The organism is Streptomyces sp. BYX5S (assembly GCF_054724165.1).
Genome location: NZ_CM138829.1, coordinates 6,106,119 through 6,132,046, shown reverse-complemented (window position 1 = coordinate 6,132,046; position 25,928 = coordinate 6,106,119). Strand labels below are relative to the sequence as shown.

Below are 25,928 nucleotides of genomic sequence, written 5' to 3'. Positions count from 1 at the left end.
CATGGGCAATCCCGAGGCGTCCGCGGTCGTCGGGGCGTACCGCACCCTTGTCCCGAGCGGGATGCGACGCCATATCGCGCGCCGCGTACCGGCCCGGCTCCGGACGGGTCTCAAGCAGCTGTTGCGCCACGCGACGGCCGTGACCCTGCTGGCCCGCGCCCTGCGTGCCGCGCGGGCGCGCCGCCGCTGGCCGCACCTGTTCAACGCGCAGGAGCGGCTCGCCGTGCTGGCCGGACACGCCACACACGTCGCGCTCGTGCGCCCCACGGTGTCACCGCTCGGACTGCGCGAGGCCAACCTCGAACTCGTCTCGGCCCTCTTCGACGAGGAGGGCGTCGACTACTTCGCGATCAGGGGCGAATCCGACTACCGCTCCTGCCTGGCGGTCGCCGAGGCGGACCGCGAACGCGTGGCACGGGCGCTGAGCCGCAGCGCCGCCACCGGCCCCGTCTACGTGACCGCCTGCCGCGGCGACGCAGCCGTGGGCCGCCGGGTGCTGTGCGGATCCCGGCGCGGCCGTCAACTCGTGCGCGCATCCGATGTGTTGCGTGTCGGCATGGTGTGGAGCGACCCCGCCGCGTCCCTGGTGCTCGGCCTCGCCCACGGCTGCGACATCGAGTTCTGGCAGCTGCGGGACGGCCGGCTCGTGGCCCCGCGGCCCAACCGCGTCACCGACGACGTGGCCTACGACGAGCCGCGCGTCGTCGTGCCGGTCAGCAGACTGACGGGCTTCGCGGCGCTGCACACCCGCCGCACCCGTTCGGTGCGCACCATCGCGCCCTGCGCCGAGCCGCTGCCCGAGGACGTCCGCTTCCCCGTCGACGTGGTCTACACGTGGGTCGACGGCAACGACCCCGCGTGGCAGCGCCGTCGCGCCGTGTACGGCGAGGGCGGCTATCACACGGAGTCCGCGAACGCCGCCCGCTACATCAGCCGCGACGAACTGCGCTACTCGCTGCGCGCGTTGGAGCAGAACGCGCCGTGGGTGCGCCACGTCTACGTGGTGACGGACCGGCAGCGTCCGGCCTGGCTCAACGAGCGTCATCCGCGGATCACCGTGGTCGACCACTCGGAGATCTTCGACGACTCCGCCGCGCTGCCGACGTTCAACTCCCACGCGATCGAGAGCAGGCTGCACCACATCAAGGGGCTGTCCGAGCACTTCCTCTACTTCAACGACGACATGTTCCTCGGCCGCCCGGTGACCCCGAGCGACTTCTTCCTGTCGAACGGAGTCACCCGCACCTTCCTCTCGCCCTCCCAAGTGCCGCGCTGGGAACGCACCCTGGGGGACCGGCCGGTGGACGCCGCGGGGAAGAACAACCGCCGGCTGCTGCTCGACAACTTCGGCTCGGCCATCGTCCAGAAGATCCGGCACGCGCCGTACGCGCTGCGGCGCAGCGTGCTCCAGGAGATCGAGGCGGAGTTCGCCGACGCGCACCGCAGGACGTCCATGAGCCGGTTCCGCAGCGCGGACGACATCTCCATCCCGTCGTCGCTGTACCACTACTACGCCTACTTCACGGGGCGGGCGATCCCCTCCGAGATCACCTTCGCCTACCTCGACCTGGCCAGACCCGAGATCCAGCGACGGCTCGGCATCCTGCTCGCCCGCCGTGACCGGCAGGCCTTCTGCATCAACGACACGCTCTCCGACGGCCGCGACACCGCCCGCCAGACGGCGATGCTCAGCAGGTTCCTGAAGGCGTACTACCCCGTGCCAAGTCCGTTCGAGCGCAGGGAGGACGAGGTCCGATGAAGATCTCCTTCCTCATCAACAACATCTACGGCATCGGCGGCACCAACCGCACGGTGATCAACCTCGCGGAGGCCCTGGCCGTCCACCACGACGTGGAGATCGTCTCGGTCTTCCGCCGCGCGACCGCGACCAAGTTCGAGATCTCCCCGCGGATCACGGTCCGCGCCCTCGTCGACCTGCGCCCCGGCTCCGCCGACCGCGCGGCGGCCGGCAGCGACGAACCCAGCGAAGTGGTGCCGCGTCAGGAGGAGTTCTACGCGCAGTACAGCAGGTTCACCGACACCCGCATCATCCGGGACCTGGAGCGCACCGACGCCGACGTCGTCGTCGGCACCCGGCCCAGCCTCAACCTGTTCGTCGCCGCGTACACCCGCGACGGCGCGCTGCGGGTCGCCCAGGAACACATGACGCACCTGGGCATTCCCGCCGCGGTGCGCGCCGAGATGGCCCGCGTCTACCCGCGGCTCGACGCCATCACCACGGTCACCGAGGCCGACGCACGCTCGTTCATGGAGAACACCCCGATCCCCGGCATCCCCGTCGTCGGCATCCCCAACAGCGTGCCCCAGCCGTCCGTCCCGCCGTCCGACTGCACGCACAAGGTCGTGGTCAGCGCCGGACGCATGCACCGCATCAAGCGGTACGACCTGCTGATCCGGGCCTTCGCGGAGCTGGCCGACGAGTTCCCCGACTGGCAGCTGCGGATCTACGGCGACGGCGGCGAGGCGGGAAAGCTCCGCACACTCGTCTCGGAACTCGGCCTCGCGGGCCGGGCGTTGCTGATGGGCGGCTTCTCACCGATCGAGTCGGAGTGGGCCAAGGGATCCATCGCCGCCGTCACCTCCAGCGCGGAGTCGTTCGGCATGACGCTGGTCGAGGCCATGCGCTGCGGACTGCCCGTGGTCTCCACGGACTGCCCCGTCGGACCGCGGGAGATCCTCCACCCCGGTGAGGACGGCTTCCTCGTGCCCAACGGGCAGGTCGAAGGCATCGTCTGGGGCCTGCGCAGGCTCATGGCCGACGAACCCCTGCGCCGCGCCATGGGCGCCGCCGCCCTGCGCAACGGCGCCGAGTACGACCCGTCCGCGGTGGCCGCCCGCTACGTCGCGCTGTTCGAGGAGGCCGCCCGCAAGCGCGCCGCCGCCCAGCGGGGCTACCGGCCCCCGGCGTCCGCCCGCCGCACCGGCGGCGGCCTGCTCACCGTGCCCCCGGTGTCGCTGGGCGCGGCCACCGTGGACGTCACCACCGACGACACGGGCTGGCTGCGCTTCTCGGCGGACGGCCCGGGGGAGGGACGCCGCCGCTGGCAGTTCACGCTGCGCCACAAGCCCTCGGACGGCAAGCCCCGCCCCGACCTCCCGTTGCGCACCTCGCGCAAGGACCTGGACAACGGCGGCACCCGGTACTCCGCAGCGCTCACACCGTCCGCGTTCGACGCCCTCGGCGACGGACGCTGGCAGGTGACCATGAGCGCCCCCAACTCCGCGCCCGTGCACATGAAGGCGGGCGTCCGCGACACCCGCGCCCTCATCGACGCGCGGGCCCGGGTCGTCGACCGCCCGCCCACCGGACCCATCGCCTGGAACCTGCCGTACGCCCAGCCCAACGGGCGGCTCATGCTGCGGACCGTGCTGCGCGAGGACCACGCCGAGTGCACCGAGGTCGCCGTCGACGGCGACACGATCTCGCTGCGCGGTGTGCTGTGCGGCGGGCTGAAGATGGAGCCCGGCGCACAGTTCATCGTCAGCCGGCGCGGCCGGCACGCACGCAACGTCTCCGTACAAGTCGGCATCCTGGGCCGGCAGTCGTTCCGGGCGGAGGTGCCCCTGCGCCACGTCGTCGACCTCCGCCTGGAACGGTGGGAGGACTGGGACTGGTGGCTGCAGCCCGACCCCTACGACCGGCGCAAGGTGCGCGTCTGTCATCTTCTGGAGGACTTCCACGACGTGAAGAGCGCTTACGTGTACCCGTCGGTGCCCCTCGCGGGTGAGGAGGCATCGGAGTTCGCCCTGGTCCATCCGGCCCGCCCGGTGTGGGTGCGGCCGTACTGCTCGGCATCCGGCGCCATGGCCATGAACGTGGTCGACCGATGACCGCGCCGAAGACCGTGCCGGCCCGTTCCGTCCTGCACATCGTCGCTCACCAGGACGACGACCTGTACTTCATGAACCCCGACCTGGTGCGTTCCTTGCAGGACGGCGACGACATCACCACGGTGATCGTCACCGCGGGAGAGGGCGACGGCATCAACGTCGACACCAACGAACCGCAACGCAAGGCCGTGGCCCCCGACTTCGCCCGCTACAGCACCGAGCGCGGCTGCGGCCTGCGGTCCGCGTACGCCCGGATGGCGACGGGCGACCGCGACCGCCCGTGGCACCGCGAGGCCGTGGAGATCGTCCCCGGGTTCGCCGTGGAGCGCTTCACCCTGGTCGGCCACGCGTCCGTGTGCCTGTACTTCTTCCAACTGCACATGGGCGCGCCCACGGAGCGGGGCACCCGCACCCGGCTGCACGAACTGTGGGAAGGGGCCCTGCGGACCCAGCGCACCCTGCCCGTGCACGGCGGCGTCGTGACCGAGCCCCAGAACATCACCCGCGAACAGGTCGTCGGCGCGCTCACCGCACTCCTCGACCGCATCCGGCCGACCACCGTGCGCACCATGGACCCCGACCCCGAACACGACGGCGGCCGAACGGAGTTCGTCTGCTCCGACCACGTCGACCACACCACGACCACCCAGTTCGCCCTCGCCGCCCTCACCCGGCACCGCGAGGCGGGACACGCCCCCGTCGTCGAGCACTACCGCAGCTACGCCAACCGCTTCTGGGGCTACAACCTCGACTCGGACGCCGTGACGGAGAAGGCCGAGTACCTGGCGACGTACAGCGGTCTCGACGCTCCCGACGTCTGCCCGCACGGCACCTGTCACACCTGCGGCGACCGGCAGCTGGGGCCGGACCCGTACCGCAGCACCCACATGATGAGCGCCGCCTACCGGTACTCGCCGACCACCGGATGGCTGCGCCTCGGCCCCGGCGGGCGGCTCAACGCCTTCGGCGTGCTGGGCGGGCGGCTCGCCTTCTGGACGGAGACCGGGCCGGCGAGCGGCGAGTGGAAGGGGCCGTTCGTCCTCGGCGACGGGTGGGTCGCGCCCACCCTGGCCGTCGCCGGTGCACCCGGCGGCGCCGCGGAACTCACGGCGCTGCGCCGCCAGCACGTCGTCGGCAGCGGCGTCACCGTCGACGTCGTGCACACCAGCCAGGACGCGGACGGCAACGGATTCAGCGGCTGGCGGAGCCTGGAGAACCCCGAGTGGGCGCACGGCGACGCCCGTCGCCAGCGGGAGCTGGGCGTGCCGTCGTCGGCGGTCGACGCCGCCGGCCGGTTGTACGTCTTCTGCCGCGACTTCGACCAGGGCATCAGCGTGCGCCGCCGGGAGGCGGACGGCACCTGGGCCCCGTGGGAGAGCATCGGTGGCAGCTTCGTCCAGGACGCGGGCACGGCCATCGGTACCGACCGCGGCACCGTGGAGCTCTACGTGCCGGGCAAGACCTCGGTCTGGCGCTGGCACCAGGCCGAACCAGGAGGCCCCTTCCTGCTGGACGACACCCTCAGGACGGGCCGGCCGGCGACCGGCGGGCTCTCGGCGGTCGACTCCGGCGGCGGCCGCACCTGCCTGTACTTCCGGGAGGCGGGGACGCAGCAGGTCATGGCCTACCGGCAGCACGCCGACGGTCGCTGGCCGGGTTCGGGAGCGGGGCTCGGCGGCCACGGCGGCACCGGCGCGGTGGCCGCGCTGTGGGCCCCCGAACGCGGCGCGCGGGAGGCCTTCCTGGCGCACCGCGGCAGCCGGGGCCGGCTCGTCGTGTCGATGCCCGACCGCGACAAGGACGTCTCCGGCACGCACTGGCGCGAGTCGGGGGAGATGTTCGCCAACGCCCCGTCGATGGCGTACGACGCGTCAGGAGCGCTGACCGTCGCGGTCATCGGGACGGACGGCCGCCTGCGGGTGCGGCGCCAGCTGGCCCCCAGGGTGGGCAGCCCGCTGGGACCGTGGAGTGCCTGACGCGCATCCGACGTAGAACGGTCGTATGGCGTTCATGCAGCCCGTATGCGCACAATCCCCCATCGGTGGCGTCGTGGACACCAGGGGGGAAAGTGTCGCGCGGACGATGGTTCGGTTGTGGCGCCGTCATGGCCATGGCGCTCGTGGTGATCACCGGGGTGCTGGTCGCGGCGCCCGGCCAGCGGGGTTCCGCCGCCGCGCAGCGGCCGGCCGTCCGGATCATCCAGTACAACCTGTGCGGCGCGGCGGCGCACTGTACGTGGAACGCGGGGCGCAGCGGCGCCGGGACGTCGATCGACCGCCTGGTCCGCAGCGCGGCCCGGTACCGGCCGGCCCTGATCACCGTCAACGAGATCTGCCTGACCCAGTACGCGCAGCTCAAGCGGCGCCTCGCGCGGGCGGGTTGGGCGATGGACGGCACCTACGCCTCCTCCCAGGACAACGTGCCGGCCTGCGGCAGCAGCGGACGGTTCGGCTCGGCGGTGCTCAGCCGGGGTGACGTGCCGGACGGGCGGCAGGACTACCGCCGCTTCCGGCACACCGGCGGCGAGACCTACACCAACGCGGGCCGCACCGTCCCGGTCCGCCGGGGCCTGCTCTGCGCCCACACCAAGGCCCACGGCAAGCGCGTCACCGCATGCACGGCCCACACGTACTCCCGGGCTCCCGAACAGCTGAGGGAGATCAGGGACTGGACGAGTGCCTTCCCGCGGAGCGTGCCCGTCGTGCTGGGCGGAGACCTCAATCTGCCGCCGCAGGCGCCCGCGCTGTCCTGGCTCACGTCCGGTTTCGTCGAGGCGGACCGGGCGGACGACGAACCCACCGCCGACGGCCGAAAGATCGACTACCTCTTCGCGGGGCGCCGGCACGTACGGTCCTGCGCCGCCGACGCGGTGAAGTACCGCGAATCGGACCACGCAATGCTGAAGGGATGGTTCCGGACGGGCTGAGCCCCCCCGCCCCACGAACTGTGACGGCTGCCCACGAATATCTCGTGGGCAGCCGTCACAGTCACATCAGTGGCGCATCCTTACGCGGGTACCGAAGCTACTCCGGCCTGCAGGAACCGCTTCCCGTTCACCCGCTCCGACACACCCTCACGGTCCAGGTACGGAGTGATTCCGCCCAGGTGGAAGGGCCAGCCGGCGCCGGTGATGAGGCAGAGGTCGATGTCCTGGGCCTCGGCGACGACGCCCTCGTCGAGCATCAGGCCGATCTCCTGGGCCACCGCGTCGAGGACGCGGTCGCGGACCTGCTCCTCCGTGAGGACCTTGTCGCCCTGCTTGAGGAGCGCGGCGACCTCGGGGTCCAGCTCCGGCTTGCCGGAGTCGTAGACGTAGAAGCCGCGCTTGCCGGCCTTGACGACGGCCGCGAGGTTCGGGGACACGGTGAAGCGCTCCGGGAAGGCGCGGTTCAGGGTCTCCGAGACGTGCAGACCGATGGCCGGGCCGACGAGCTCCAGGAGGACCAGGGGAGACATCGGCAGGCCGAGGGGCTCGACCGCCTTCTCCGCGACGGCCACCGGGGTGCCCTCGTCGATGACGTTCTGGATCTCGCCCATGAAGCGGGTCAGGATGCGGTTCACGACGAACGCCGGGGCGTCCTTCACGAGGACCGCGGTCTTCTTCAGCTTCTTGGCGACGCCGAACGCCGTGGCCAGGGCCGCGTCGTCGGTCTGCTCGCCGCGGACGATCTCCAGGAGCGGGAGGATCGCGACCGGGTTGAAGAAGTGGAAGCCGACCACGCGCTCGGGGTGCTTCAGCTTCGAGGCCATCTCGGAGACCGAGAGGGAGGAGGTGTTCGTCGCCAGGATGGCGTGGGCGGGGGCGACCGCCTCGACCTCGGCGAACACCTGCTGCTTGACGCCGATCTCCTCGAAGACCGCCTCGATGATGAAGTCCGCGTCCGAGAAACCGTCCGCCTTGTTCAGGACGCCGGAGACCAGGCCCTTGAGGCGGTTGGCCTTGTCCTGGTTGATGCGGCCCTTGCCGAGCAGCTTCTCGATCTCGGCGTGGACGTAGCCGACGCCCTTGTCCACGCGCTCCTGGTCGATGTCCGTGAGGACGACCGGGACCTCCAGGCGGCGCAGGAAGAGGAGGGCGAGCTGGCTGGCCATCAGGCCCGCGCCGACGACGCCGACCTTCGTGACCGGGCGCGCCAGGTTCTTGTCCGGGGCGCCGGCCGGGCGCTTGGCGCGCTTCTGGACGAGGTTGAACGCGTAGATGCCCGAGCGGAGTTCGCCGCCCATGATCAGGTCCGCGAGGGCCTGGTCCTCGGCGTCGAAGCCGGCCTGGAGATCACCGGACTTCGCGTTCGCGATGATGTCGAGGGCGCGGTACGCGGCCGGGGCGGCGCCGTGCACCTTGGAGTCGGCGATGAACTTGCCGCGCGCCACGGCCTGGTCCCAGGCCTCGCCGCGGTCGACATCCGGGCGCTCGACCTTGACGTTGCCCTTGAGGACGTCAGCGGTCCAGAGCAGGGACTGCTCCAGGAAGTCGGCGCCCTCGAAGAGCGCGTCGGCGATCCCGAGCTCGTAGACCTGCACGCCCTTGAGCTGCTTGTTCTGGTTGAGGCTGTTCTCGATGATGACCGAGACGGCCTTGTCCGCGCCGATCAGGTTCGGCAGCAGGGCGCAGCCGCCCCAGCCGGGAACCAGGCCGAGGAAGACCTCGGGCAGCGAGAAGGCCGGGAGGGCCTTCGAGACGGTGCGGTACGAGCAGTGGAGGCCGACCTCGACGCCACCGCCCATCGCCGCGCCGTTGTAGTACGCGAACGTCGGCACGGCCAGACCCGAGAGGCGCTTGAAGACCTCGTGGCCGCCCTTGCCGATGGCGAGCGCGTCGTCGTGGTTCTTCAGCAGCTCGACGCCCTTGAGGTCGGCGCCGACCGCGAAGATGAACGGCTTGCCGGTGACGCCGACGCCGACGATGTCGCCCTCGGCGGCCTCCTTCTCGACCTGGTCGATCGCCGCGTTCAGGTTGGCGAGGGACGCCGGGCCGAACGTGGTCGGCTTGGTGTGGTCCAGGCCGTTGTCCAGCGTGATCAGGGCGAACTTGCCCGCGCCGTACGGCAGGTCGAGGTGGCGTACGTGCGCCGACGTGACGACCTCGTCCGGGAAGAGGGCGGATGCGCCCTTCAGGAGCTCAGCGGTGGTGGTGCTCACTTGTCGCCTCCGGCGTCCTTGTGGTGCGGGTTCTCCCAGATGACCGTGGCGCCCATGCCGAAGCCGACGCACATGGTCGTGAGGCCGTAGCGGACCTCCGGCTGCTCCTCGAACTGGCGGGCCAGCTGCGTCATCAGACGGACGCCCGAGGAGGCGAGCGGGTGGCCGTAGGCGATGGCGCCGCCGTACTGGTTGACGCGCGCGTCGTCGTCGGCGATGCCGTAGTGGTCGAGGAAGGCCAGGACCTGGACGGCGAATGCCTCGTTGATCTCGAAGAGGTTGATGTCGGAGATGGAGAGGCCTGCCTTCGCGAGGGCCTTCTCCGTCGCCGGGATCGGGCCGTAGCCCATGACCTCCGGCTCCACGCCCGCGAAGGCGTAGGAGACGAGGCGCATCTTGACCGGGAGGTTGTTCTCGCGGGCGAAGTCCTCGGAGGCGATGATCGAGGCCGTCGCGCCGTCGTTCAGACCAGCGGCGTTGCCCGCCGTCACACGGCCGTGCGTGCGGAACGGGGTCTTGAGGCCCGCGAGGCTCTCCAGGGTGGTGCCCGGCCGCATCGGCTCGTCCGCCGTGACCAGGCCCCAGCCGGTCTCGCCGACCTCGGCGTTGGTGTTGCGCACGGAGATCGGGACGAGGTCCTGCTGGATCTTCCCGTTCGCGTACGCCTTCGCCGCCTTCTCCTGCGAGCGCACGGCGTACTCGTCGGCGCGCTGCTTGGTGATCTGCGGGTAGCGGTCGTGCAGGTTCTCGGCGGTCATGCCCATGAACAGGGCCGACTCGTCCACGAGCTTCTCGCTCACGAACCGCGGGTTCGGGTCCACGCCCTCGCCCATGGGGTGGCGGCCCATGTGCTCGACACCGCCCGCGATGACGGCGTCGTACGCGCCGAAGGCGATGGAGCCGGCCGTCGTCGTGACGGCGGTGAGCGCGCCCGCGCACATGCGGTCGATGGAGTAGCCGGGGACCGACTGCGGCAGACCGGCGAGGATGCCCGCGGTGCGGCCGATGGTCAGGCCCTGGTCACCGATCTGCGTGGTCGCGGCGACGGCGACCTCGTCGATCTTGGCGGGGTCCAGGTTCGGGTTGCGGCGCAGCAGCTCCCGGATGGACTTGACGACCAGGTCGTCGGCGCGGGTCTCGTGGTAGATGCCCTTCGGGCCCGCCTTGCCGAACGGGGTGCGGACGCCGTCGACGAAGACGACGTCCCTGACGGTACGAGGCACGATGGCTCTCCTCCAGGTGCGGGAATGCGCTGCCGCGCGGCGCGGGTCCGGTATCGGGGTACCGAGATACACGGACGCCGCGCTGCGAATACCGTCATGCTACTTGCGGGTAACCAAGTCTTGAAGTCCCCCCGGCCGGAGCGGCGAAGGTCACATTTACGGCGGGCCGGGGCCGTAGGGCCGGTGTCGGTGAATCAAGCCCCGCCGGCGATTGAGGCGCGGGGTCCGGGGCGGAGCCCCGAGGCCGTAACGCCGGTTCGGCGAGCCCGGAGGCGTCGGGAGACCAGCGCGGACGCCGACGCGCCCCCCGGCCAGGCCAAGGGGGCGCGTCGAGCGGTGGACGGTGCGGTCAGGCGCGGGGGGCGAGCGCCGGGATGAGGATCGGCGTGACCTGTTCGACCTGCCAGCGGCGGGCGCCGTGCGAGCGCAGCGCTTCCGCCACCGACTCCGCGTCGACCGAGGCCGGCGGCTCCCAGCACACCCGGCGCACGGTGTCCGGCGTGATCAGGTTCTCCTGGGGCATCGACAGCGTCTCGGCCAGCGCCGAGACCGCCGCCCGCGCCGCGGAGAGGCGGGCCGCCGCGGCGGGGTCCTTGTCGGCCCAGGCGCGCGGCGGGGGCGGGCCGGTGGTGGGCTGGCCCGGCTGCGGCAGCTCGGAGTCCGGCAGGGCCTTGGCCCGGTCGATCGCGGCCTGCCACTGCTCCAGCTGACGCCGCCCCATGCGGTGCCCGAAGCCGGGCAGGCCGGACAGCGCGTGCACGTTCGGCGGCAGCGCGAGCGCGGCCTCGACGATCGCGGCGTCCCCGAGCACCTTGCCCGGCGACACGTCCCGCCGCTGCGCGACGTGGTCGCGGGCCGTCCACAGCTCCCGGACGACCGCCATCTGACGGCGCCGCCGCACCTTGTGCATCCCGGACGTGCGCCGCCACGGGTCCTTGCGCGGCGCGGCGGGCGGCGCGGATGCGATCGCGTCGAACTCCTGGTGCGCCCAGTCGAGCTTGCCCTGCCGGTCGAGTTCCTTCTCCAGGGCGTCGCGGAGGTCGACCAGGAGCTCGACGTCGAGCGCGGCGTAGCGCAGCCAGGGCTCGGGCAGCGGGCGCGTCGACCAGTCGACCGCGGAGTGGCCCTTCTCCAGTACGTAGCCGAGCACGTTCTCGACCATCGCGCCGAGGCCCACCCGCGGGAAGCCGGCGAGCCGTCCCGCCAGCTCGGTGTCGAAGAGCCGCGCGGGCCGCATGCCTATGTCGCGCAGGCAGGGCAGGTCCTGGGTCGCCGCGTGCAGGTCCCATTCGGCGTCGGCGAGCGCGTCGCCGAGCGACGACAGGTCGGGGCACGCGACCGGGTCGATGAGCGCGGTGCCCGCGCCCTCGCGGCGCAACTGCACCAGATACGCGCGCTGCCCGTACCGGTAGCCGGACGCGCGCTCCGCGTCGACGGCCACGGGGCCGGTGCCGGCGGCGAAGGCCGCGACGACATCGGCGAGCGAGGCCTCGTCGGCGATCACCGGCGGGATGCCCTCGCGCGGTTCGAGAAGGGGGGTCGGCGCACCGTTGACTGAACCAACAGATCCTTCAGCAGAAGATCCGCCGTCGTCCAGAGGGGCGCCTCCGGTGGTGTGCAGTGAACTGTCTGCTGCGGTCTCTTGGGCGTCGGTCACCTGTCAAGAGTATCTGTGAACGCACGACGCCCGTCGACGGAACGTTACGTCGACGGGCGTCGTGCCGGAGTAAACCGGATGAATCAGGCCACGGGCCGATCAGTGGATGATGCCGGTGCGCAGCGCGACCGCCACCATCCCGGCCCGGTCACCCGTGCCGAGCTTGCGCGCGATACGGGCGAGGTGGCTCTTGACGGTCAGGGCGGACAGGCCCATGGAGACGCCGATGGCCTTGTTCGACTGGCCCTCGGCGACGAGCCGGAGCACCTCCACTTCGCGGCCGGACAGTTCGCGGTAGCCGCCCGGGTGGCTCGGGGCACCCGGGGGGCGACGGTGCATACGGGCGGCCGCGGCGCCGATGGGGGCGGCGCCGGGGCGGGTGGGCAGGCCCACGTTCGTGCGGGTGCCGGTGACGACGTAGCCCTTGACGCCGCCCGCGAGGGCGTTGCGTACGGCGCCGATGTCGTCGGCGGCGGAGAGGGCCAGCCCGTTGGGCCAGCCCGCGGCGCGGGTCTCGGAGAGGAGCGTGAGACCGGAGCCGTCGGGGAGATGGACGTCTGCGACACAGATGTCGCGGGGGTTGCCGATGCGGGGACGAGCCTCCGCGACGGACGAGGCCTCGATCACGTCACGAACACCGAGCGCCCACAGGTGGCGGGTCACGGTGGAACGGACGCGGGGGTCGGCCACGACCACCATCGCGGTCGGCTTGTTCGGGCGGTAGGCGACCAGGCTTGAGGGCTGCTCGAGGAGAACGGACACCAGGCCTCCTGGGGTGCGGGACGGAGCCGGCTCGGGGATGAAGCCGGGATGAACCGTGCTTTCAAGGTCACAGCAACCTTCGGCATCAAACCCCTCGGCCTTTAGGGAATGATCACGATCTGGTGAGTAACAATGCGAGCAATTCGGACACACTAGCGATCATTCGAAAGGGGGGCGAATAGTCACGAGTCGCATTGAACCGAAACGAATGAGAACAAAGCTGGCCCAAGCGAAACGACCCGAAACGTGCGACGGCCGCGCCGGAGAAGCTCCGACGCGGCCGAAAATGATCGCTGTGCAGACGTGTGCAGACGTGTGCAGATGTGTGCGGAGGTACGCGGTGAGCGTCAGGAAGGCTGGGGGCCCCGCCGCTGCGGCAGCGTCACCACCGCGCCGTCCTGCCCCTGCGGCCCCGCCGCCACCGGCGGCAGACCCGCGATCTGGCACAGCACCTCGCACCACGCCGCGAGATGCGCCGCCGTGTCCGGAACGCCGCCCAAGCCCTCGCGCGGCGTCCACGACGCGCGGATCTCGATCTGCGAGGCGGGCTGCCGGTCACCGAGCCCGCCGAAGTAGTGCGAACTCGCGCGGGTCACCGTGCCCGACGGCTCCCCGTACGACAGCCCACGGGCCTGCAACGCGCCCGTCAGCCACGACCAGGACACGTCGGGGAGGAGGGGGTCGGCCGCCATCTCGGGTTCGAGTTCCGCGCGGACGAGGGTCACCAGGCGGAACGTGCCGTGCCAGGCGTCGTGACCCGCCGGATCGTGCAGCAGGACGAGCCGGCCGTCGGCCAGATCCTCGTCGCCGTCGACGACCGCGGCCTCCAGCGCGTACGAGTACGGCGCGAGGCGCTGCGGCGGCCTGGTCGGGTCGATCTCGATCTCCGGTCGCAGCCGCGCCGAGCGCAGGGCGTCGACCGCTGTTCGGAAGGCGGGCGGGGTGGGGTCGTGCTCCTGTGCAGCGTTCATGTCCCGAGCGTTCTGCCCCTCCCGCACCGATTCACTCATCCCGCCTGTCGCGTCGTGGTCGTCGCGACCGTCGTCCGACCGTCGTCCCTGAGCCGCAGCCATGCCGGGAAGGTTAAGGGGAAGGAGCGCCCCGGGCGGGGAGGGACACCCCTCGCGGCCGCCCTTCCCCATGTCCTTCACGGACGGGTCCCCGAGCGTGCGAAACTTTCGGGTGTGAGTGCCAACACCGAGGCCACGGGCCAGCAGCCGTCAGCGACCTACGAAGCCACGAAGGATTCCGCCTTCCTCAAGGCGTGCAGGCGCGAACCCGTGCCGCACACGCCGGTGTGGTTCATGCGCCAGGCGGGCCGCTCGCTGCCCGAGTACCGCAAGGTGCGCGAGGGCATCGCGATGCTGGACTCCTGCATGCGCCCGGACCTGGTCGCCGAGATCACCATGCAGCCGGTGCGCCGGCACAAGGTCGACGCCGCCATCTACTTCAGCGACATCGTCGTCCCGCTGAAGGCGATCGGCATCGACCTCGACATCAAGCCCGGCGTCGGCCCGGTCGTCGCCAACCCGATCCGCTCCCGCGCCGACCTCGCGCAGCTGCGCGACCTCACCCCCGAGGACGTCTGGTACGTCACCGAGGCCATGGGGCTGCTCACCGCCGAGCTCGGCGAGAAGCCGCTCATCGGTTTCGCGGGCGCCCCCTTCACCCTCGCCAGCTACCTCATCGAGGGCGGCCCGTCGCGGGGCCACGAGCACACCAAGGCCCTCATGTACGGCGACCCGCAGCTGTGGGCCGACCTGCTGGACCGGCTCGCCGAGATCACCTCCGCGTTCCTGAGGGTGCAGATCGAGGCGGGCGCCAGCGCCGTGCAGCTGTTCGACTCGTGGGTGGGGGCGCTGGCGCCCGCCGACTACCGGCGCTCCGTCATGCCCGCCTCGGAGAAGGTCTTCCGGGCCGTCGAGGGCTACGGCGTGCCCCGTATCCACTTCGGCGTGGGCACCGGCGAGCTGCTCGGGCTCATGGGCGAGGCCGGCGCGGACGTCGTCGGCGTCGACTGGCGCGTCCCGCTCGACGAGGCCGCGCGCCGCGTCGGGCCCGGCAAGGCGCTCCAGGGCAACCTCGACCCGGCCACCCTCTTCTCCACGCCCCAGGCCGTCGAGACGAAGGCCCGCGAGGTGCTCGACGCGGCCGCCGGACTCGAGGGCCACGTCTTCAACCTCGGCCACGGCGTGCCGCCGAACACCGACCCGGACGCGCTGACCCGCCTCGTGGAGTTCGTCCACACGCAGACCGCCAAGTAGCGGCCGTCACCTCGGATTGCCTCCACGGTCCCGCGTCACCGGGTCGAACGGGGCGTCCAGAGAGCGCTGTTGGTACGTCCGCTGGAACACGGGCCGGAGGGGGCGGAACGTCGCGCGTTCCGATCACCCTTCGGCGTGGTGCACCGCGCGCTGCGCGGCTGGTTCGACGCCATCGCCGCCGCCCCGGGCCGGAACCTCCGGTCCGGGGCTTTCGTGTGTGCGTCACAAGGAGGAGCACATTCCTCACACGAGGGGTGTTGTGTTTGAGGGGTTCGTTGTTAGCTTGGTGCGCAGTGGTCAGGAGGGAAGCACTGTGTCCGCCGATGAACTCCCCCATGAAGCAGCCGAGTTGCTGAGCCCGCAGGCGCGTCAGGAGCGCATCCGTGACCGGGTGCTGGAGCTGGGATCGGTCCGCAACGAGGACCTCGCGCGCGAGCTCGGGGTCAGCGTGATGACGATCCACCGGGACCTGGACCGGCTCGCCGAGGAGGGCTGGCTCCGCAAGACGCGCGGGGCGGCCACGGCCCAGCAGTCCGTGCTGTTCGAGAGCAACGTCCGCTACCGGACGACCCAGCAGGGCGACGCGAAGAAGGCGCTGGCCGCCGCGGCCCTGGAGCACGTCGACCGGGGGCAGGCGATCCTGCTGGACGACAGCACCACGTCCCTCGCCGTCGCCCGCGCGCTCCCCGAGCGCGGGCCGCTCACCGTCATCACCAACTTCCTCGCCATCGTGAACGCGCTGGCGGGACGGCCCGGCATCGAACTGATCTCGCTGGGCGGCAGTTACGACCCGCACTACGACGCCTTCCAGGGCATGGCGACCTGCGACCACATCAAGCCGCTGCACGCCGACACGGTGTTCATCTCGACCTCGGCGGTCACCGACGGCTACTGCTACCACCAGTCGCAGGAGGCGATCCTCGTCAAGCGCGCCCTGCTGGAGGCCGCGCAGCGCCGGATCCTGCTGGTCGACCACACCAAGTTCCGCAAGCGGGCGCTGCACCGGGTCGCGCCGCTGTCGGACTTCGACCTCGTGATCGTCGACGACCGCATCCCGGGGCCCGAGCTGGAGCACCTGCGCGACGAAGGCGTCAGCGTGCAGGTCGCCGCCCTGCGCCCGACCGCGCCCTGACCCTCGTACGCATCCCTCTTCCCACCCCGCATCCCTCTTCCCACCCCGCATCCCCATCCGCGCAAGAGCCGACTGCCAATGGAGGTAGTAGTGATCAGTGTGCCGAAGCGAATGCAGGCCGTGGTCGTCCACGGGCCCGAGGACTACCGCCTCGAGGAAGTGGACGTCCCCACTCCCGGCCCGGGTGACCTGCTGTTGCGGACCGAAGCGGTCGGGGTGTGCGCGAGCGACCTGAAATGCTACCACGGCGCCCCCAAGTTCTGGGGCGACGAGAACCGGCCCGCCTGGGCGCAGCGCGGGATCATCCCCGGTCACGAGTTCGTCGGCGTGGTCGCTGCCGGTGACGACGCCGCGCTCGCGGCCCACGGCGTGCGGGTCGGCGACCGGATCGCCTGCGAGCAGATCGTGCCCTGCGAGGAGTGCCGCTACTGTCGGCGCGGTCAGTACTGGATGTGCGGGCCGCACGACATGTTCGGCTTCCGGGGCCACCACGGCGCCATGGCCCAGTACATGGTGGTGCCGCCCAACGCCCGCGCCCACAAGGTCGCGCACGACCTGAAGCCGCACCACGCCGCGTACGCGGAGCCGCTGTCCTGCGCCCTGCACGCCGTGGAGCGCGCCGACATCCACTTCGAGGACGTCGTGGTCGTCGCCGGCTGCGGCCCCATCGGGCTCGGCCTGATCGCGGGCGCCCGGCAGAAGAACCCGCTCAAGCTCATCGCGCTCGACCTCGACGACAACAAGCTCGAACTGGGCCGCCGCACCGGCGCCGACATCGTCCTCAACCCCGCCAAGGAGGACGTCGTCGCGCGCGTCAAGGAGCTGACCGACGGCTACGGGGCCGACGTCTACCTGGAGGGCACCGGCGCGACACCCGCGGTCGCGCAGGGCCTCAATCTGCTGCGCAAGCTGGGCACGTACGTCGAGTACTCGGTGTTCGGCTCGGACGTGACCGTCGACTGGTCGATCATCTCCGACGACAAGGAACTCGACGTCCGCGGCGCACACTTGGGCCCGCACTGCTGGCCCGCGGCGATCCGCCTGCTGGAGGAGGGCAAGGTGCCGGTCGAAGAGATCTGCACCCACCAGTTCCCGCTGAGCGACTTCCAGAAGGCGTTCGACCTCGTCGCCGACACCTCGGGCGCCTCCGTGAAGGTCTCGATCCTGCCGAACGCGGGGGCCGGCACCGGCGCGGTGGCGGCATGAGCGCCGCGGCGACCGGACCGGCGACAGCCGCCGGGACCCGGCTCGACCGCATGGGTATACCCCACCCGCTGCGCTGGGGCTTCGTCGCCGTCCTGGTCTTCATGACCGGCAACGGCACCGAGTCCAACTTCATCGCCCCGCACATCGAGCACGTCCTCGGCAGCAGCACCGCGACCGCCGGCACCATCATCTCCATGTACGGCGTGTCCGTACTCGTCGGCAGCTATCTGTCCGGCGCGCTCACCGACCTGTGGGGCCCGCGCCGCGTCATGCTGCTCGGCACCGTCGTATGGGTCGTGTTCGAGCTGCTGTTCCTGGCGGGCCTCGCCGCGGGCAGCATGCCGATGGTCTTCCTGACGTACTTCCTGCGCGGCTTCGGCTATCCCCTGTTCGCCTTCGCCTTCCTGGTGTGGGTCAACCTGGTCACGCCCAAGGAGCGCAACGGCGCCGCCGTCGGCTGGTTCTACGTCATGTTCACCGGCGGACTGCCCACGCTGGGCTCGCTGTTCGCGCTCGGCATGATCCCCGCGTTCGGCGGCTCGACCGGCGGCGAGACCGGCGCGATGGCGGCGTCCACCGCCCTCGTGGTCCTCGGTTTCCTGATCGCCCGGTTCGCCGTCAAGGAGCCGCACGGCGACGGGCGCGTGGCCCCGGCCGACAAGTCCGCCTTCGAAGTCCTTTCTGCGGGCGTGCGCCTGACGGCACGTCAGCCCAAGGTGCTGATGGGCTTCCTGGTGCGGCTCATCAACACCGCGCCCCAGTACGGCATGTTCATCATCCTGCCCGGAGTGATCGCCGACGACCGGGGCTGGGGACAGAGCCGCTGGCTCACCATGACCGTCCTCGTCTACGCCACGAACATCCTCGTCAACGCCCTGTTCGGCGTCATCGGCGACCGCTGGGGCTGGCGCCGCACCGTGCAGTGGTTCGGCGTCTTCGGCTCCTCCCTCGGGCTGCTCGCCTGGTGGTACGTGCCGCAACTGGTGCCCGCCGGATCCACCTGGGGCTTCTGGGTGTCGGTCGTCGCGGGCTGCGTCTTCGGCTGCCTGCTCGCCGGGTTCGTGCCGATGGGCGCGATCATGCCGGCGCTGGTGCCCGCCGAGTTCAAGGGCGCGGCCATGGCCATGTACACCACGGCCGCCGGTGGCGCCTCGTTCCTCGGCTCCGCCGTCGTCACCGTCGTGCTGTCGGTCGGCCTCGGCAACGCCGGAGTGGTCTGGGCGTTCGTCGTGCTCTACGGCGCGGCCTTCGTGATGGTCTCCTTCCTCAACGTGCCGCAGAGCGAGGGGAGTTCGGAGGCCGATCGGGCCGGCATCGGAGCCCTCACGGCCCGCTGACCGGGCACGGCACCGCCGCACGCAGACGTACCACCGCAGTTCTTTGGGAGGTCCCCTCGTGACCAGAATCTTCGACGACCCGGCGACCTTCGCCGAGGACCAACTGGCCGGATTCCTCGACCTGTACGCCGACCGGCTGCGCGGAGTGCCGGGCGGTGTGGTCGCGCACCGCGGAGAGCGGCCGCGGGTCGCCGTCGTCATCGGCGGCGGCTCCGGCCACTACCCGGCGTTCTGCGGCACGGTCGGTCCCGGGATGGCCGACGGCGCGGTGGTGGGCAACATCTTCACCTCGCCCTCCGCAGCCCAGGTCTACTCGGTGGCGAAGGCGGCCGACCAGGGCAGAGGCGTCGTCCTCAGCTTCGGCAACTACGCCGGGGACGTGCTGAACTTCCGGATCGCCGCGGAGCGGCTGTGCGCCGAGGGGATCGACACCCGCGTCGTGATCGTCACCGACGACGTGGCGTCCGCCGACAAGGAGGGCGAACGCCGGGGCATCGCGGGCGACTTCACCGTCTTCAAGGTCATGGGCGCGGCAGCGGCCGAGGGCCTCGGCCTCGACGAGGTGGAACGCCTCGGCCGCGCCGCCAACGCCGCGACGCGCAGCCTCGGCGTCGCCTTCAGCGGCTGTACGCTGCCGGGCTCCGGGGAGCCGCTCTTCGAGGTCCCCGACGGGCACCTGGGCCTCGGCCTCGGCATCCACGGCGAGCCCGGCATCGAGGACGTGCCGATGCTGAGGGCCGACGAACTGGCCGCGCTGCTCGTGGAGCGGATCCTCCGGGAGGCGCCGGCCGGCTCCGGGCAGCGGGTGGGCGCGATCCTCAACGGGCTCGGCGCCACTAAGTACGAGGAGCTGTTCCTGCTCTGGGGCCGGGTCTCCGCCCGGCTGCGCGAGCGCGGCATCGAGATCGTCGACCCCGAGGTGGGGGAGCTGGTCACCAGCCTCGACATGGGCGGCTGCTCCCTCACCCTCATGTGGCTCGACGAGGAACTGGAACCGCGGTGGCGCGCCGACGCCTACACCCCGGCGTACCGCAAGGCGCGCACCCCCCTGTCGGGCCTGCGCCCGGCGGATGGCGAGGAGGGCGGGCCGCGGGCTGCCGAGATCCCCCAAGCGTCCATGGCGGCGCGGGAGTTGGCGGACGGCGTCCGCGCGGCGCTCGCGACCGTCCACCGCACGATGGCCGACCACGAGGACGAGCTGGGCCGCATCGACGCCGTCGCCGGAGACGGGGACCACGGGCGCGGCATGGTCCGCGGCGCCCGGTTCGCCGCCGAACGCGCCGAGGCCGCGAGCCGCGAGGCCGGCCCCGGGTGGCTGCTGCGGCAGGCGGGCCAGTCCTGGGCCGAGCATGCCGGGGGTACCTCGGGCGTGCTCTGGGGCGCGGCGCTCGAAGCGTTCGGGCGGTCGCTCGACGACAGCGCCGAGTCGTACGCCGCCGCGGATCTCGCCGCGGGGGTAGGGGCGTTCGCCGACTCGGTCCGTGATCTGGGGCGGGCGGCGCCCGGCGACAAGACGATGCTGGACGCGCTGCTCCCGTTCGCCGACACGCTGCGGCGGGCCGTGGAGTCCGGCGCCGAACCCCGCGCGGCCTGGTGCGTCGCCGCCGAGGAGGCGACGCGGGCCGCCGGGGCGACGAAGGAGCTGCGCCCCAAGGTGGGCCGGGCCCGGCCGCTGGCCGACCGCAGCGTCGGCACCCCCGACGCGGGCGCGACGTCGCTGGCGCTGATCGTCACGGCGCTGGGCGGGCTGCCCGGACCGCGTACGCAGGAGGAAGGAGTGGCAACGGCATGACGGACCGGCTGCGTCTCGTCGTCGGCTGCGACGACGCCGGATTCGAGTACAAGGAACGCATCAAGGCCGACTTCGAGGCCGACGAACGGGTGGCCGAGGTCATCGACGTCGGCGTCGAGGCCGACGGCACGACCGCGTACCCGCACATCGGCGTGGCCGCGGCGCGGCTCGTCGCCGAGGACCGGGTGGACCGGGCGCTGCTCATCTGCGGTACGGGGCTCGGGGTGGCGATCTCCGCGAACAAGGTGGCCGGGGTGCGGGCGGTGACCGCGCACGACGCGTACTCCGTGGAGCGGTCGGTCCTCAGCAACAACGCGCAGGTGTTGTGCATGGGGCAGCGGGTGGTGGGGGTGGAGCTGGCGCGGAAGCTGGCGTCGGAGTGGCTCGGGTACCGCTTCGATCCGGGGAGCTCCTCCGCGGAGAAGGTGGCGGCCCTCAGCCGGTACGAGCGCGACCCGGGGACGTGAGGTTGCGGCCGCGGGGCTCTGCCCCGGACCCCGCTCCTCAATCGCCGGAGGGGCTGAAATGGTCCGGGCACGATCAAGCCCCTGCGGCGATTGAGCAGCGGGGTCCGGGGCGGAGCCCCGGGGGTTTCGCCGGACGGGTGGGGCTAGGTGGTGCGGACTGCTGTTACCGCCTTGCGGGCCGCCACCAGGACCGGGTCCCAGACGGGGGAGAACGGTGGCGCGTAACCGAGGTCCAGCACCGTCATCTGCTCCACCGTCATCCCCGCCGTCAACGCCACCGCCGCCACATCCACCCGCTTCCCCGCACCCTCCCGCCCCACGATCTGCACACCGAGCAACTTCCCGGTGCGCCGCTCGGCGAGCATCTTCACCGTCATCATCGCCGCCCCCGGGTAGTACCCCGCCCTGCTCGTCGACTCGATGGTCACGGTCACGTACTGAAGGCCCGCCCGCCGCGCGTCCCTCTCCCGCAGGCCCGTTCGGGCGATCTCCAGGTCGCACACCTTGCTGACGGCCGTCCCGACGACACCGGGGAACGTCGCGTAACCCCCGCCGACGTTCGAGCCGATGATCTGGCCGTGCTTGTTCGCGTGCGTGCCGAGCGCGATGTGCCGCTCGCTGCCCGACACCAGGTCGAGGACCTCCACGCAGTCGCCGCCCGCCCAGATGTCCTCGTGGCCGCGCACCCGCATCGACATGTCCGTGAGCAGCCCGCCGTGCGCCCCGAGCGGCAGTCCGGCCTCCCGCGCGAGGGTGGTCTCCGGGCGCACCCCGATGCCCAGCACCACCACGTCCGCCGGATACTCGGCGTCCTGCGTGGCCACCGCGCGGGCCCGCCCGTCGTCACCGGTGAGGATCTTCGTGACCTCGGCGTCGCCGACCATCGTGATGCCCATGCCGGTCATCGCCTCGTGCACGAGGCGGCCCATGTCCGCGTCGAGTGTCGACATGGGTTCGGCGCCGCGGTTCACGACCGTCACCTCGTAACCGCGGTTGATGAGCGCCTCCGCCATCTCCACGCCGATGTAACCGGCGCCCACGACCACGGCCCGCCGCCCCTTGGTCCCCCGCAGGGTCTCCAGCAGCGCCTCGCCGTCGCCGAGCGTCTGCACGCCGTGCACGTTCGGCGCGTCGATGCCGGGCAGGTCGGGGCGGAGCGGGCGGGCGCCCGTCGCGATCACGAGCTTGTCGTACGAGGTCCAGGACTCGGTGCCGCCGTTGTCGAGGTCGCGGGACCGGACACGGCGCCCCGCCACGTCGATCTCCGTGACCTCCGTGCGGGTGCGGAGGTCGATGTCGCGTGCGCGGTGCTCCTCCGGGGTGCGGGCGATCAGGTCGTCGCGGTCGTCGACCTGGCCGCCGACCCAGTAGGGGATGCCGCAGGCGGAGTACGAGGTGAAGTGGCCGCGTTCGAAGGCGATGATGTCGAGGTCGGCGGGGGTGCGCAGGCGGCGGGCCTGGGAGGCGGCGGACATGCCGGTGGCGTCGCCGCCGATGACCACGAGGCGCTCGCGCGCGGGGTTCTCGGAGCTCATGGGGCCACGCTAACCCGGGGTTGCGGCCGCGGGGCTCCGCCCCGGACCCCGCTCCTCAATCGCCGGAGGGGCTGGAAGGGGTGGAGGGGCTGGAAGGGGTGGAGGGGCTGGAGAGGCGGGGGCGGATGAAGCGGAGGAAGAGGTAGATGAGGAGGGCGAGGAGGACGGCGAAGGGGAGGACGGCGGCCAGGGTGATGGCGATCCACTTCAGGGCCGTGACGAACGCGTTCCAGCCGGCGGCGAGCGCGGAGGTGAACGTGGGATCGTCGTCGCCCGACGGGGACGAGGGGGCCTCGGTCAGGCGCAGGGTGATGGTCGCCAGGGTCGTGCGGTCCTTCAGGGACTCCTGCTGGGCCAGCAGCGACTCCAGCTCCGCCTGACGGGTGCTCAGCTCACCCTCCAGGGTCACCACGTCGCTCAACTTCGTCGCGTCGTCCATGAGTTCACGCACCCGCGCCACACTCGCCCGCTGCGACTTGACGCGGCTGTCGACGTCGACGACCTGCTGCGTGACGTCCTTCGCGGTCACGTTGCGCTGCAACAGGCGCCCGCTGCCCGCGAGTTCGTCGAGGACCCGCTCGTACGACTCCTGCGGAACCCGCAGCGTCACGCGGGAGCGCTCGTGGCCGTCGCCGTCGCGGTCGGTCGTCTCGTCGCCGACCATGCCGCCCGCGTCCTCGGCGGCGCTGCGCGCCTTGTCGAGGGCGTCGGGGACGTCCTTGACCCGCACCGACAGGTGCGCGGTGCGGATGATGTGGACGCCGGCGGGGTTCGCCGGCTTCTTGGCCTGCTGACCGGCGGAGCCGGAGGCACCGGACTTGGCGCCTGCCGCGCCGCCGCCCTTGCCGTCGGAGTCGCTGTACCCCTTGTTGCTCCCGTCGTCGCCCGTCCCCGAGCAACCCGTCAGCGCGAGCGCCATCGCGAACAGTGCCGCCGCCAGCAGCGCCATCAGGCGTGGCCCGGTGCGTGGTGTCGTGCCCGGTGTGGAGTGCGTGGAGCGCATCGGCGCAACCCCCGAAGGTCGTGACGGTCGTCGGACGCTTCCTTCGACGCGCGAGGCGCCAAGACGGTGGTTGCCGAGCGGTCCCGAACGGGTCACGGTCGGGACACGTCCGCACGCGTCAACTCGGCGCTGACGTTCTGACAAAGTGGGGGCATGCGTGAAGCGGACACTGTGACGAAAACGGGACGGGACAGGCGGGACCGGCGGGGCCGGAAGGTGCTCGTCGTCGGCGGCGGCATCGCGGGCCTCGCGGCCGCCCACCGGCTGCTCGACGGGGACGGCCGGGCCCAGGTGACCGTTCTGGAGGCGGACGAACGGCTCGGCGGCAAGCTGCGCGCGGGCGAGATCGCCGGGGCCCGCGTCGACCTCGGCGCCGAGTCGATGCTGGCCCGCCGCCCCGAGGCGGTCGGCCTCGCCCGCGAGGTGGGCCTCGGCGACCGGTTGCAGCCGCCCAGCACGGCGACGGCCTCGATCTGGACCCGCGGCGCCCTGCGCCCGATGCCGAAGGGCCACGTCATGGGCGTGCCCGGCACCGCCGACGCGCTCGCCGGGGTGCTGTCCGACGAGGGCCTGCGCCGCATCCGCCGCGACGACCACCTGCCGCCCACCCACCTCGGCGAGGACGTCTCCGTCGGCCGGTACGTCGCCGCGCGCCTCGGCCGCGAGGTCGTCGACCGGCTCGTCGAACCGCTCCTCGGCGGCGTGTACGCGGGCGACGCCGACCTGATCTCGATGCGCAGCGCCGTGCCGCAGCTGTTCGCGGAGGCGGGGCGTCATGTGTCGCTGACGGAGGCGGTCCGCGCCATCCAGGAGCGCGCGGCGGCCAACCAGCAGACGGGCCCGGTGTTCATGGGCATCGACGGCGGCATCGGCACGTTGCCGGGGGCCGTCGCCGACGCCGTGACCGCCAAGGGCGGCGAGATCCTGCTCGGCGAGCGCGCCACGTCCCTCACCACCCGTGACGGGCTCTGGCGGCTCGGCACCGAGTCCGGCCGGGCCTTCGAGGCCGACCAGGTGATCGTCGCGCTGCCCGCCCCCGCCGCCGCGAGCCTGCTGCGCACCGCGTCCCCGATGGCGTCCCAGGAGCTGCGCCGCATCGAGTACGCGTCGATGGCGCTGATCACGATGGCGTTCCGGAAGGCGGAAGCGGACCTCCCCGAGGGCAGCGGTTTCCTCGTCCCGCCGGTCGACGGCCACACGATCAAGGCCGCGACGTTCGCGTCCCGCAAGTGGGGCTGGATCGCCGAGCGGAACCCGGACCTGATGGTCGTGCGCACCTCGGTCGGCCGGTACGGCGACGAGAAGGACCTCGCCCGCGACGACAACGACCTCGTCGACCTGTCCCGCCAGGACCTGCGCGAGGCCACCGGGCTGACCGCCGCGCCCGTCGACGCGCACGTCACGCGCTGGAAGGACGGGCTGCCCCAGTACCCCGTCGGGCACGCCGCCCGCGTCGAGCGGATCCGCGAGCACATCGCCGCCGTACCGGGCCTCGCCGTGTGCGGAGCCGCGTACGACGGCGTCGGCATCCCGGCGTGCATCGCCGGTGCGTACGCCGCCGTGGACATGCTCGGCGGTGACACCGCCGCCCTCGACGAGCTGAAGGCCGACCCGGTGCAGAGCATGCACGGGGGAGCAGGAGAATGAGGACATGAGCGACGACACCCCCAACACCGACGCCGCGCGCGTACCGAACAAGGGCAAGCTGGCGAAGGATCTCAACGAGACCATCCGCTACACCCTGTGGTCCGTCTTCAAGCTGAAGGACGTGCTGCCGGAGGACCGCGCCGGGTACGCCGACGAGGTCCAGGAGCTGTTCGACCAGCTCGCCGCGAAGGACGTCACCGTCCGCGGTACGTACGACGTGTCCGGTCTGCGCGCCGACGCCGACCTCATGATCTGGTGGCACGCCGAGACGGCGGACCAGTTGCAGGAGGCCTACAACCTCTTCCGCCGCACGAAGCTGGGCCGTGCCCTGGAGCCGGTCTGGTCGAACATGGCGCTGCACCGGCCCGCCGAGTTCAACCGCTCGCACATCCCGGCGTTCCTCGCCGACGAGACGCCGCGCGACTACGTGTCGGTGTACCCGTTCGTGCGGTCCTACGACTGGTACCTGCTGCCCGACGACGAGCGCCGCAAGATGCTCGCCGATCACGGCAAGATGGCGCGTGGCTACCCGGACGTGCGGGCCAACACGGTCGCGTCCTTCTCCCTCGGCGACTACGAGTGGATCCTCGCGTTCGAGGCCGACGAGCTGTACCGCATCGTCGACCTCATGCGTCACCTGCGGGCCTCCGAGGCGCGGCGTCACGTCCGTGAGGAGGTCCCCTTCTACACGGGCCGCCGCAAGTCCGTCCCGGATCTGGTGGCCGGCCTGGCCTGAGCGTCCGCGTCCCGCCCCCTGCGGGTGGGTGAGCCGATCAAGCCCCTGCGGCGATTGAGCAGCGGGGTCCGGGGCAGAGCCCCGAGGCCCCGCCACGGAAGCCGTGGTGGCCTCAATCGCCGGCCGGGCTTGGGGGAGGCGGCCGGGCTTGGTGGGCGGAGCCGTGGTGGCCTCAA

At 71.9% G+C, this 25,928-nt stretch carries 19 protein-coding genes; 12 read left to right on the top strand and 7 right to left on the bottom strand.

Features of this window, described 5'->3' with window-relative positions:
• The first annotated feature begins 1 nt into the window (after position 1).
• From ACYBSK_RS27710 to ACYBSK_RS27695, 4 genes are all read left to right on the top strand, one after another.
• Positions 2–1,759, top strand: coding sequence for a stealth family protein (locus tag ACYBSK_RS27710; RefSeq protein WP_457481877.1), 1,758 nt, complete (start codon positions 2–4; stop codon positions 1,757–1,759).
• Positions 1,756–3,852, top strand: coding sequence for a glycosyltransferase family 4 protein (locus ACYBSK_RS27705; protein WP_457479971.1), 2,097 nt, complete (start codon positions 1,756–1,758; stop codon positions 3,850–3,852). The genes ACYBSK_RS27710 and ACYBSK_RS27705 overlap by 4 nt, the downstream gene beginning before the upstream one ends.
• On the top strand, positions 3,849–5,828 hold the full coding sequence (locus ACYBSK_RS27700; protein WP_457479970.1) for a PIG-L family deacetylase: 1,980 nt from the start codon (positions 3,849–3,851) through the stop codon (positions 5,826–5,828). The genes ACYBSK_RS27705 and ACYBSK_RS27700 overlap by 4 nt, the downstream gene beginning before the upstream one ends.
• A 128-nt stretch (positions 5,829–5,956) precedes the next feature.
• On the top strand, positions 5,957–6,778 hold the full coding sequence (locus ACYBSK_RS27695; protein WP_460243759.1) for an endonuclease/exonuclease/phosphatase family protein: 822 nt from the start codon (positions 5,957–5,959) through the stop codon (positions 6,776–6,778).
• A gap of 80 nt (positions 6,779–6,858) precedes the next feature.
• Here the strand turns inward: ACYBSK_RS27695 and ACYBSK_RS27690 are convergent, their stop codons facing one another.
• The 5 genes from ACYBSK_RS27690 to ACYBSK_RS27670 form a co-directional block, all read right to left on the bottom strand.
• Positions 6,859–8,991 (bottom strand): 3-hydroxyacyl-CoA dehydrogenase NAD-binding domain-containing protein, encoded by a 2,133-nt coding sequence (locus ACYBSK_RS27690; protein ID WP_460243758.1) that lies wholly within the window; start codon positions 8,989–8,991, stop codon positions 6,859–6,861.
• Positions 8,988–10,214, bottom strand: coding sequence for a thiolase family protein (locus ACYBSK_RS27685; RefSeq protein WP_457479967.1), 1,227 nt, complete (start codon positions 10,212–10,214; stop codon positions 8,988–8,990). The genes ACYBSK_RS27690 and ACYBSK_RS27685 overlap by 4 nt, the downstream gene beginning before the upstream one ends.
• Before the next feature lie 349 nt (positions 10,215–10,563).
• A complete protein-coding gene (locus ACYBSK_RS27680) occupies positions 10,564–11,871 on the bottom strand; it encodes an HRDC domain-containing protein (protein ID WP_460243757.1) in 1,308 nt (435 codons plus the stop codon).
• A 99-nt stretch (positions 11,872–11,970) separates the two neighbouring features.
• Complete coding sequence (locus ACYBSK_RS27675) at positions 11,971–12,633, bottom strand: response regulator transcription factor (protein WP_164301513.1); 663 nt, start codon at positions 12,631–12,633, stop codon at positions 11,971–11,973.
• A gap of 347 nt (positions 12,634–12,980) precedes the next feature.
• Positions 12,981–13,706, bottom strand: coding sequence for a DUF3000 domain-containing protein (locus ACYBSK_RS27670; protein WP_457479965.1), 726 nt, complete (start codon positions 13,704–13,706; stop codon positions 12,981–12,983).
• A 111-nt stretch (positions 13,707–13,817) separates the two neighbouring features.
• Between ACYBSK_RS27670 and hemE the strand changes: the two genes are divergently transcribed.
• The 6 genes from hemE to ACYBSK_RS27640 all read left to right on the top strand — a co-directional run bounded on the left by hemE (position 13,818) and on the right by ACYBSK_RS27640 (position 20,831).
• Complete coding sequence (gene hemE / locus ACYBSK_RS27665; protein ID WP_460243756.1) at positions 13,818–14,897, top strand: uroporphyrinogen decarboxylase; 1,080 nt, start codon at positions 13,818–13,820, stop codon at positions 14,895–14,897.
• 313 nt (positions 14,898–15,210) lie between these two features.
• Positions 15,211–16,029, top strand: coding sequence for a DeoR/GlpR family DNA-binding transcription regulator (locus ACYBSK_RS27660; RefSeq protein WP_460243755.1), 819 nt, complete (start codon positions 15,211–15,213; stop codon positions 16,027–16,029).
• A 90-nt stretch (positions 16,030–16,119) separates the two neighbouring features.
• On the top strand, positions 16,120–17,235 hold the full coding sequence (locus ACYBSK_RS27655; protein ID WP_460243754.1) for an alcohol dehydrogenase catalytic domain-containing protein: 1,116 nt from the start codon (positions 16,120–16,122) through the stop codon (positions 17,233–17,235).
• Positions 17,232–18,572 carry an MFS transporter gene (locus ACYBSK_RS27650; protein ID WP_460243753.1) on the top strand — a complete coding sequence of 447 codons (1,341 nt, stop codon included), beginning with the start codon at positions 17,232–17,234 and terminating at the stop codon, positions 18,570–18,572. The genes ACYBSK_RS27655 and ACYBSK_RS27650 overlap by 4 nt, the downstream gene beginning before the upstream one ends.
• 58 nt (positions 18,573–18,630) lie before the next feature.
• Positions 18,631–20,364, top strand: a complete 1,734-nt coding sequence (locus tag ACYBSK_RS27645) for a dihydroxyacetone kinase family protein (RefSeq protein WP_460243752.1) — start codon at positions 18,631–18,633, stop codon at positions 20,362–20,364.
• Entirely contained in the window at positions 20,361–20,831 is a 471-nt protein-coding gene (locus ACYBSK_RS27640; RefSeq protein WP_457479959.1) for a ribose-5-phosphate isomerase, read from the top strand. The genes ACYBSK_RS27645 and ACYBSK_RS27640 overlap by 4 nt, the downstream gene beginning before the upstream one ends.
• Positions 20,832–20,974: 143 nt before the next feature.
• Here the strand turns inward: ACYBSK_RS27640 and ACYBSK_RS27635 are convergent, their stop codons facing one another.
• The gene (locus ACYBSK_RS27635) at positions 20,975–22,366 is read right to left on the bottom strand and encodes an FAD-dependent oxidoreductase (RefSeq protein WP_460243751.1); all 1,392 of its coding nucleotides are present in this window, start codon (positions 22,364–22,366) and stop codon (positions 20,975–20,977) included.
• A gap of 55 nt (positions 22,367–22,421) precedes the next feature.
• A complete protein-coding gene (locus tag ACYBSK_RS27630; RefSeq protein ID WP_460243750.1) occupies positions 22,422–23,369 on the bottom strand; it encodes a DUF4349 domain-containing protein in 948 nt (315 codons plus the stop codon).
• Positions 23,370–23,522: 153 nt separating this feature from the next.
• Between ACYBSK_RS27630 and hemG the strand changes: the two genes are divergently transcribed.
• Together hemG and hemQ are read left to right on the top strand one after the other, a co-directional pair.
• Entirely contained in the window at positions 23,523–25,016 is a 1,494-nt protein-coding gene (hemG, locus tag ACYBSK_RS27625; RefSeq protein WP_457479956.1) for a protoporphyrinogen oxidase, read from the top strand.
• Positions 25,017–25,020: 4 nt separating this feature from the next.
• Positions 25,021–25,752 carry a hydrogen peroxide-dependent heme synthase gene (gene hemQ, locus ACYBSK_RS27620; protein ID WP_457479955.1) on the top strand — a complete coding sequence of 244 codons (732 nt, stop codon included), beginning with the start codon at positions 25,021–25,023 and terminating at the stop codon, positions 25,750–25,752.
• The last annotated feature ends 176 nt before the right edge of the window (positions 25,753–25,928 follow it).

Excerpts from the sequence above, each read along its gene's own strand:
- ACYBSK_RS27635 (WP_460243751.1), bottom strand. The coding sequence starts at position 22,366 with ATGAGCTCCGAGAACCCCGCGCGCGAGCGCCTCGTGGTCATCGGCGGC.
- ACYBSK_RS27695 (WP_460243759.1), top strand. The coding sequence starts at position 5,957 with ATGGCCATGGCGCTCGTGGTGATCACCGGGGTGCTGGTCGCGGCGCCC.
- ACYBSK_RS27640 (WP_457479959.1), top strand. The coding sequence starts at position 20,361 with ATGACGGACCGGCTGCGTCTCGTCGTCGGCTGCGACGACGCCGGATTC.
- hemQ (WP_457479955.1), top strand. The coding sequence starts at position 25,021 with ATGAGCGACGACACCCCCAACACCGACGCCGCGCGCGTACCGAACAAG.
- ACYBSK_RS27630 (WP_460243750.1), bottom strand. The coding sequence starts at position 23,369 with ATGCGCTCCACGCACTCCACACCGGGCACGACACCACGCACCGGGCCA.
- ACYBSK_RS27710 (WP_457481877.1), top strand. The coding sequence starts at position 2 with ATGGGCAATCCCGAGGCGTCCGCGGTCGTCGGGGCGTACCGCACCCTT.
- ACYBSK_RS27700 (WP_457479970.1), top strand. The coding sequence starts at position 3,849 with ATGACCGCGCCGAAGACCGTGCCGGCCCGTTCCGTCCTGCACATCGTC.
- hemG (WP_457479956.1), top strand. The coding sequence starts at position 23,523 with ATGCGTGAAGCGGACACTGTGACGAAAACGGGACGGGACAGGCGGGAC.
- ACYBSK_RS27670 (WP_457479965.1), bottom strand. The coding sequence starts at position 13,706 with ATGGCTGCGGCTCAGGGACGACGGTCGGACGACGGTCGCGACGACCAC.
- ACYBSK_RS27705 (WP_457479971.1), top strand. The coding sequence starts at position 1,756 with ATGAAGATCTCCTTCCTCATCAACAACATCTACGGCATCGGCGGCACC.
- ACYBSK_RS27650 (WP_460243753.1), top strand. The coding sequence starts at position 17,232 with ATGAGCGCCGCGGCGACCGGACCGGCGACAGCCGCCGGGACCCGGCTC.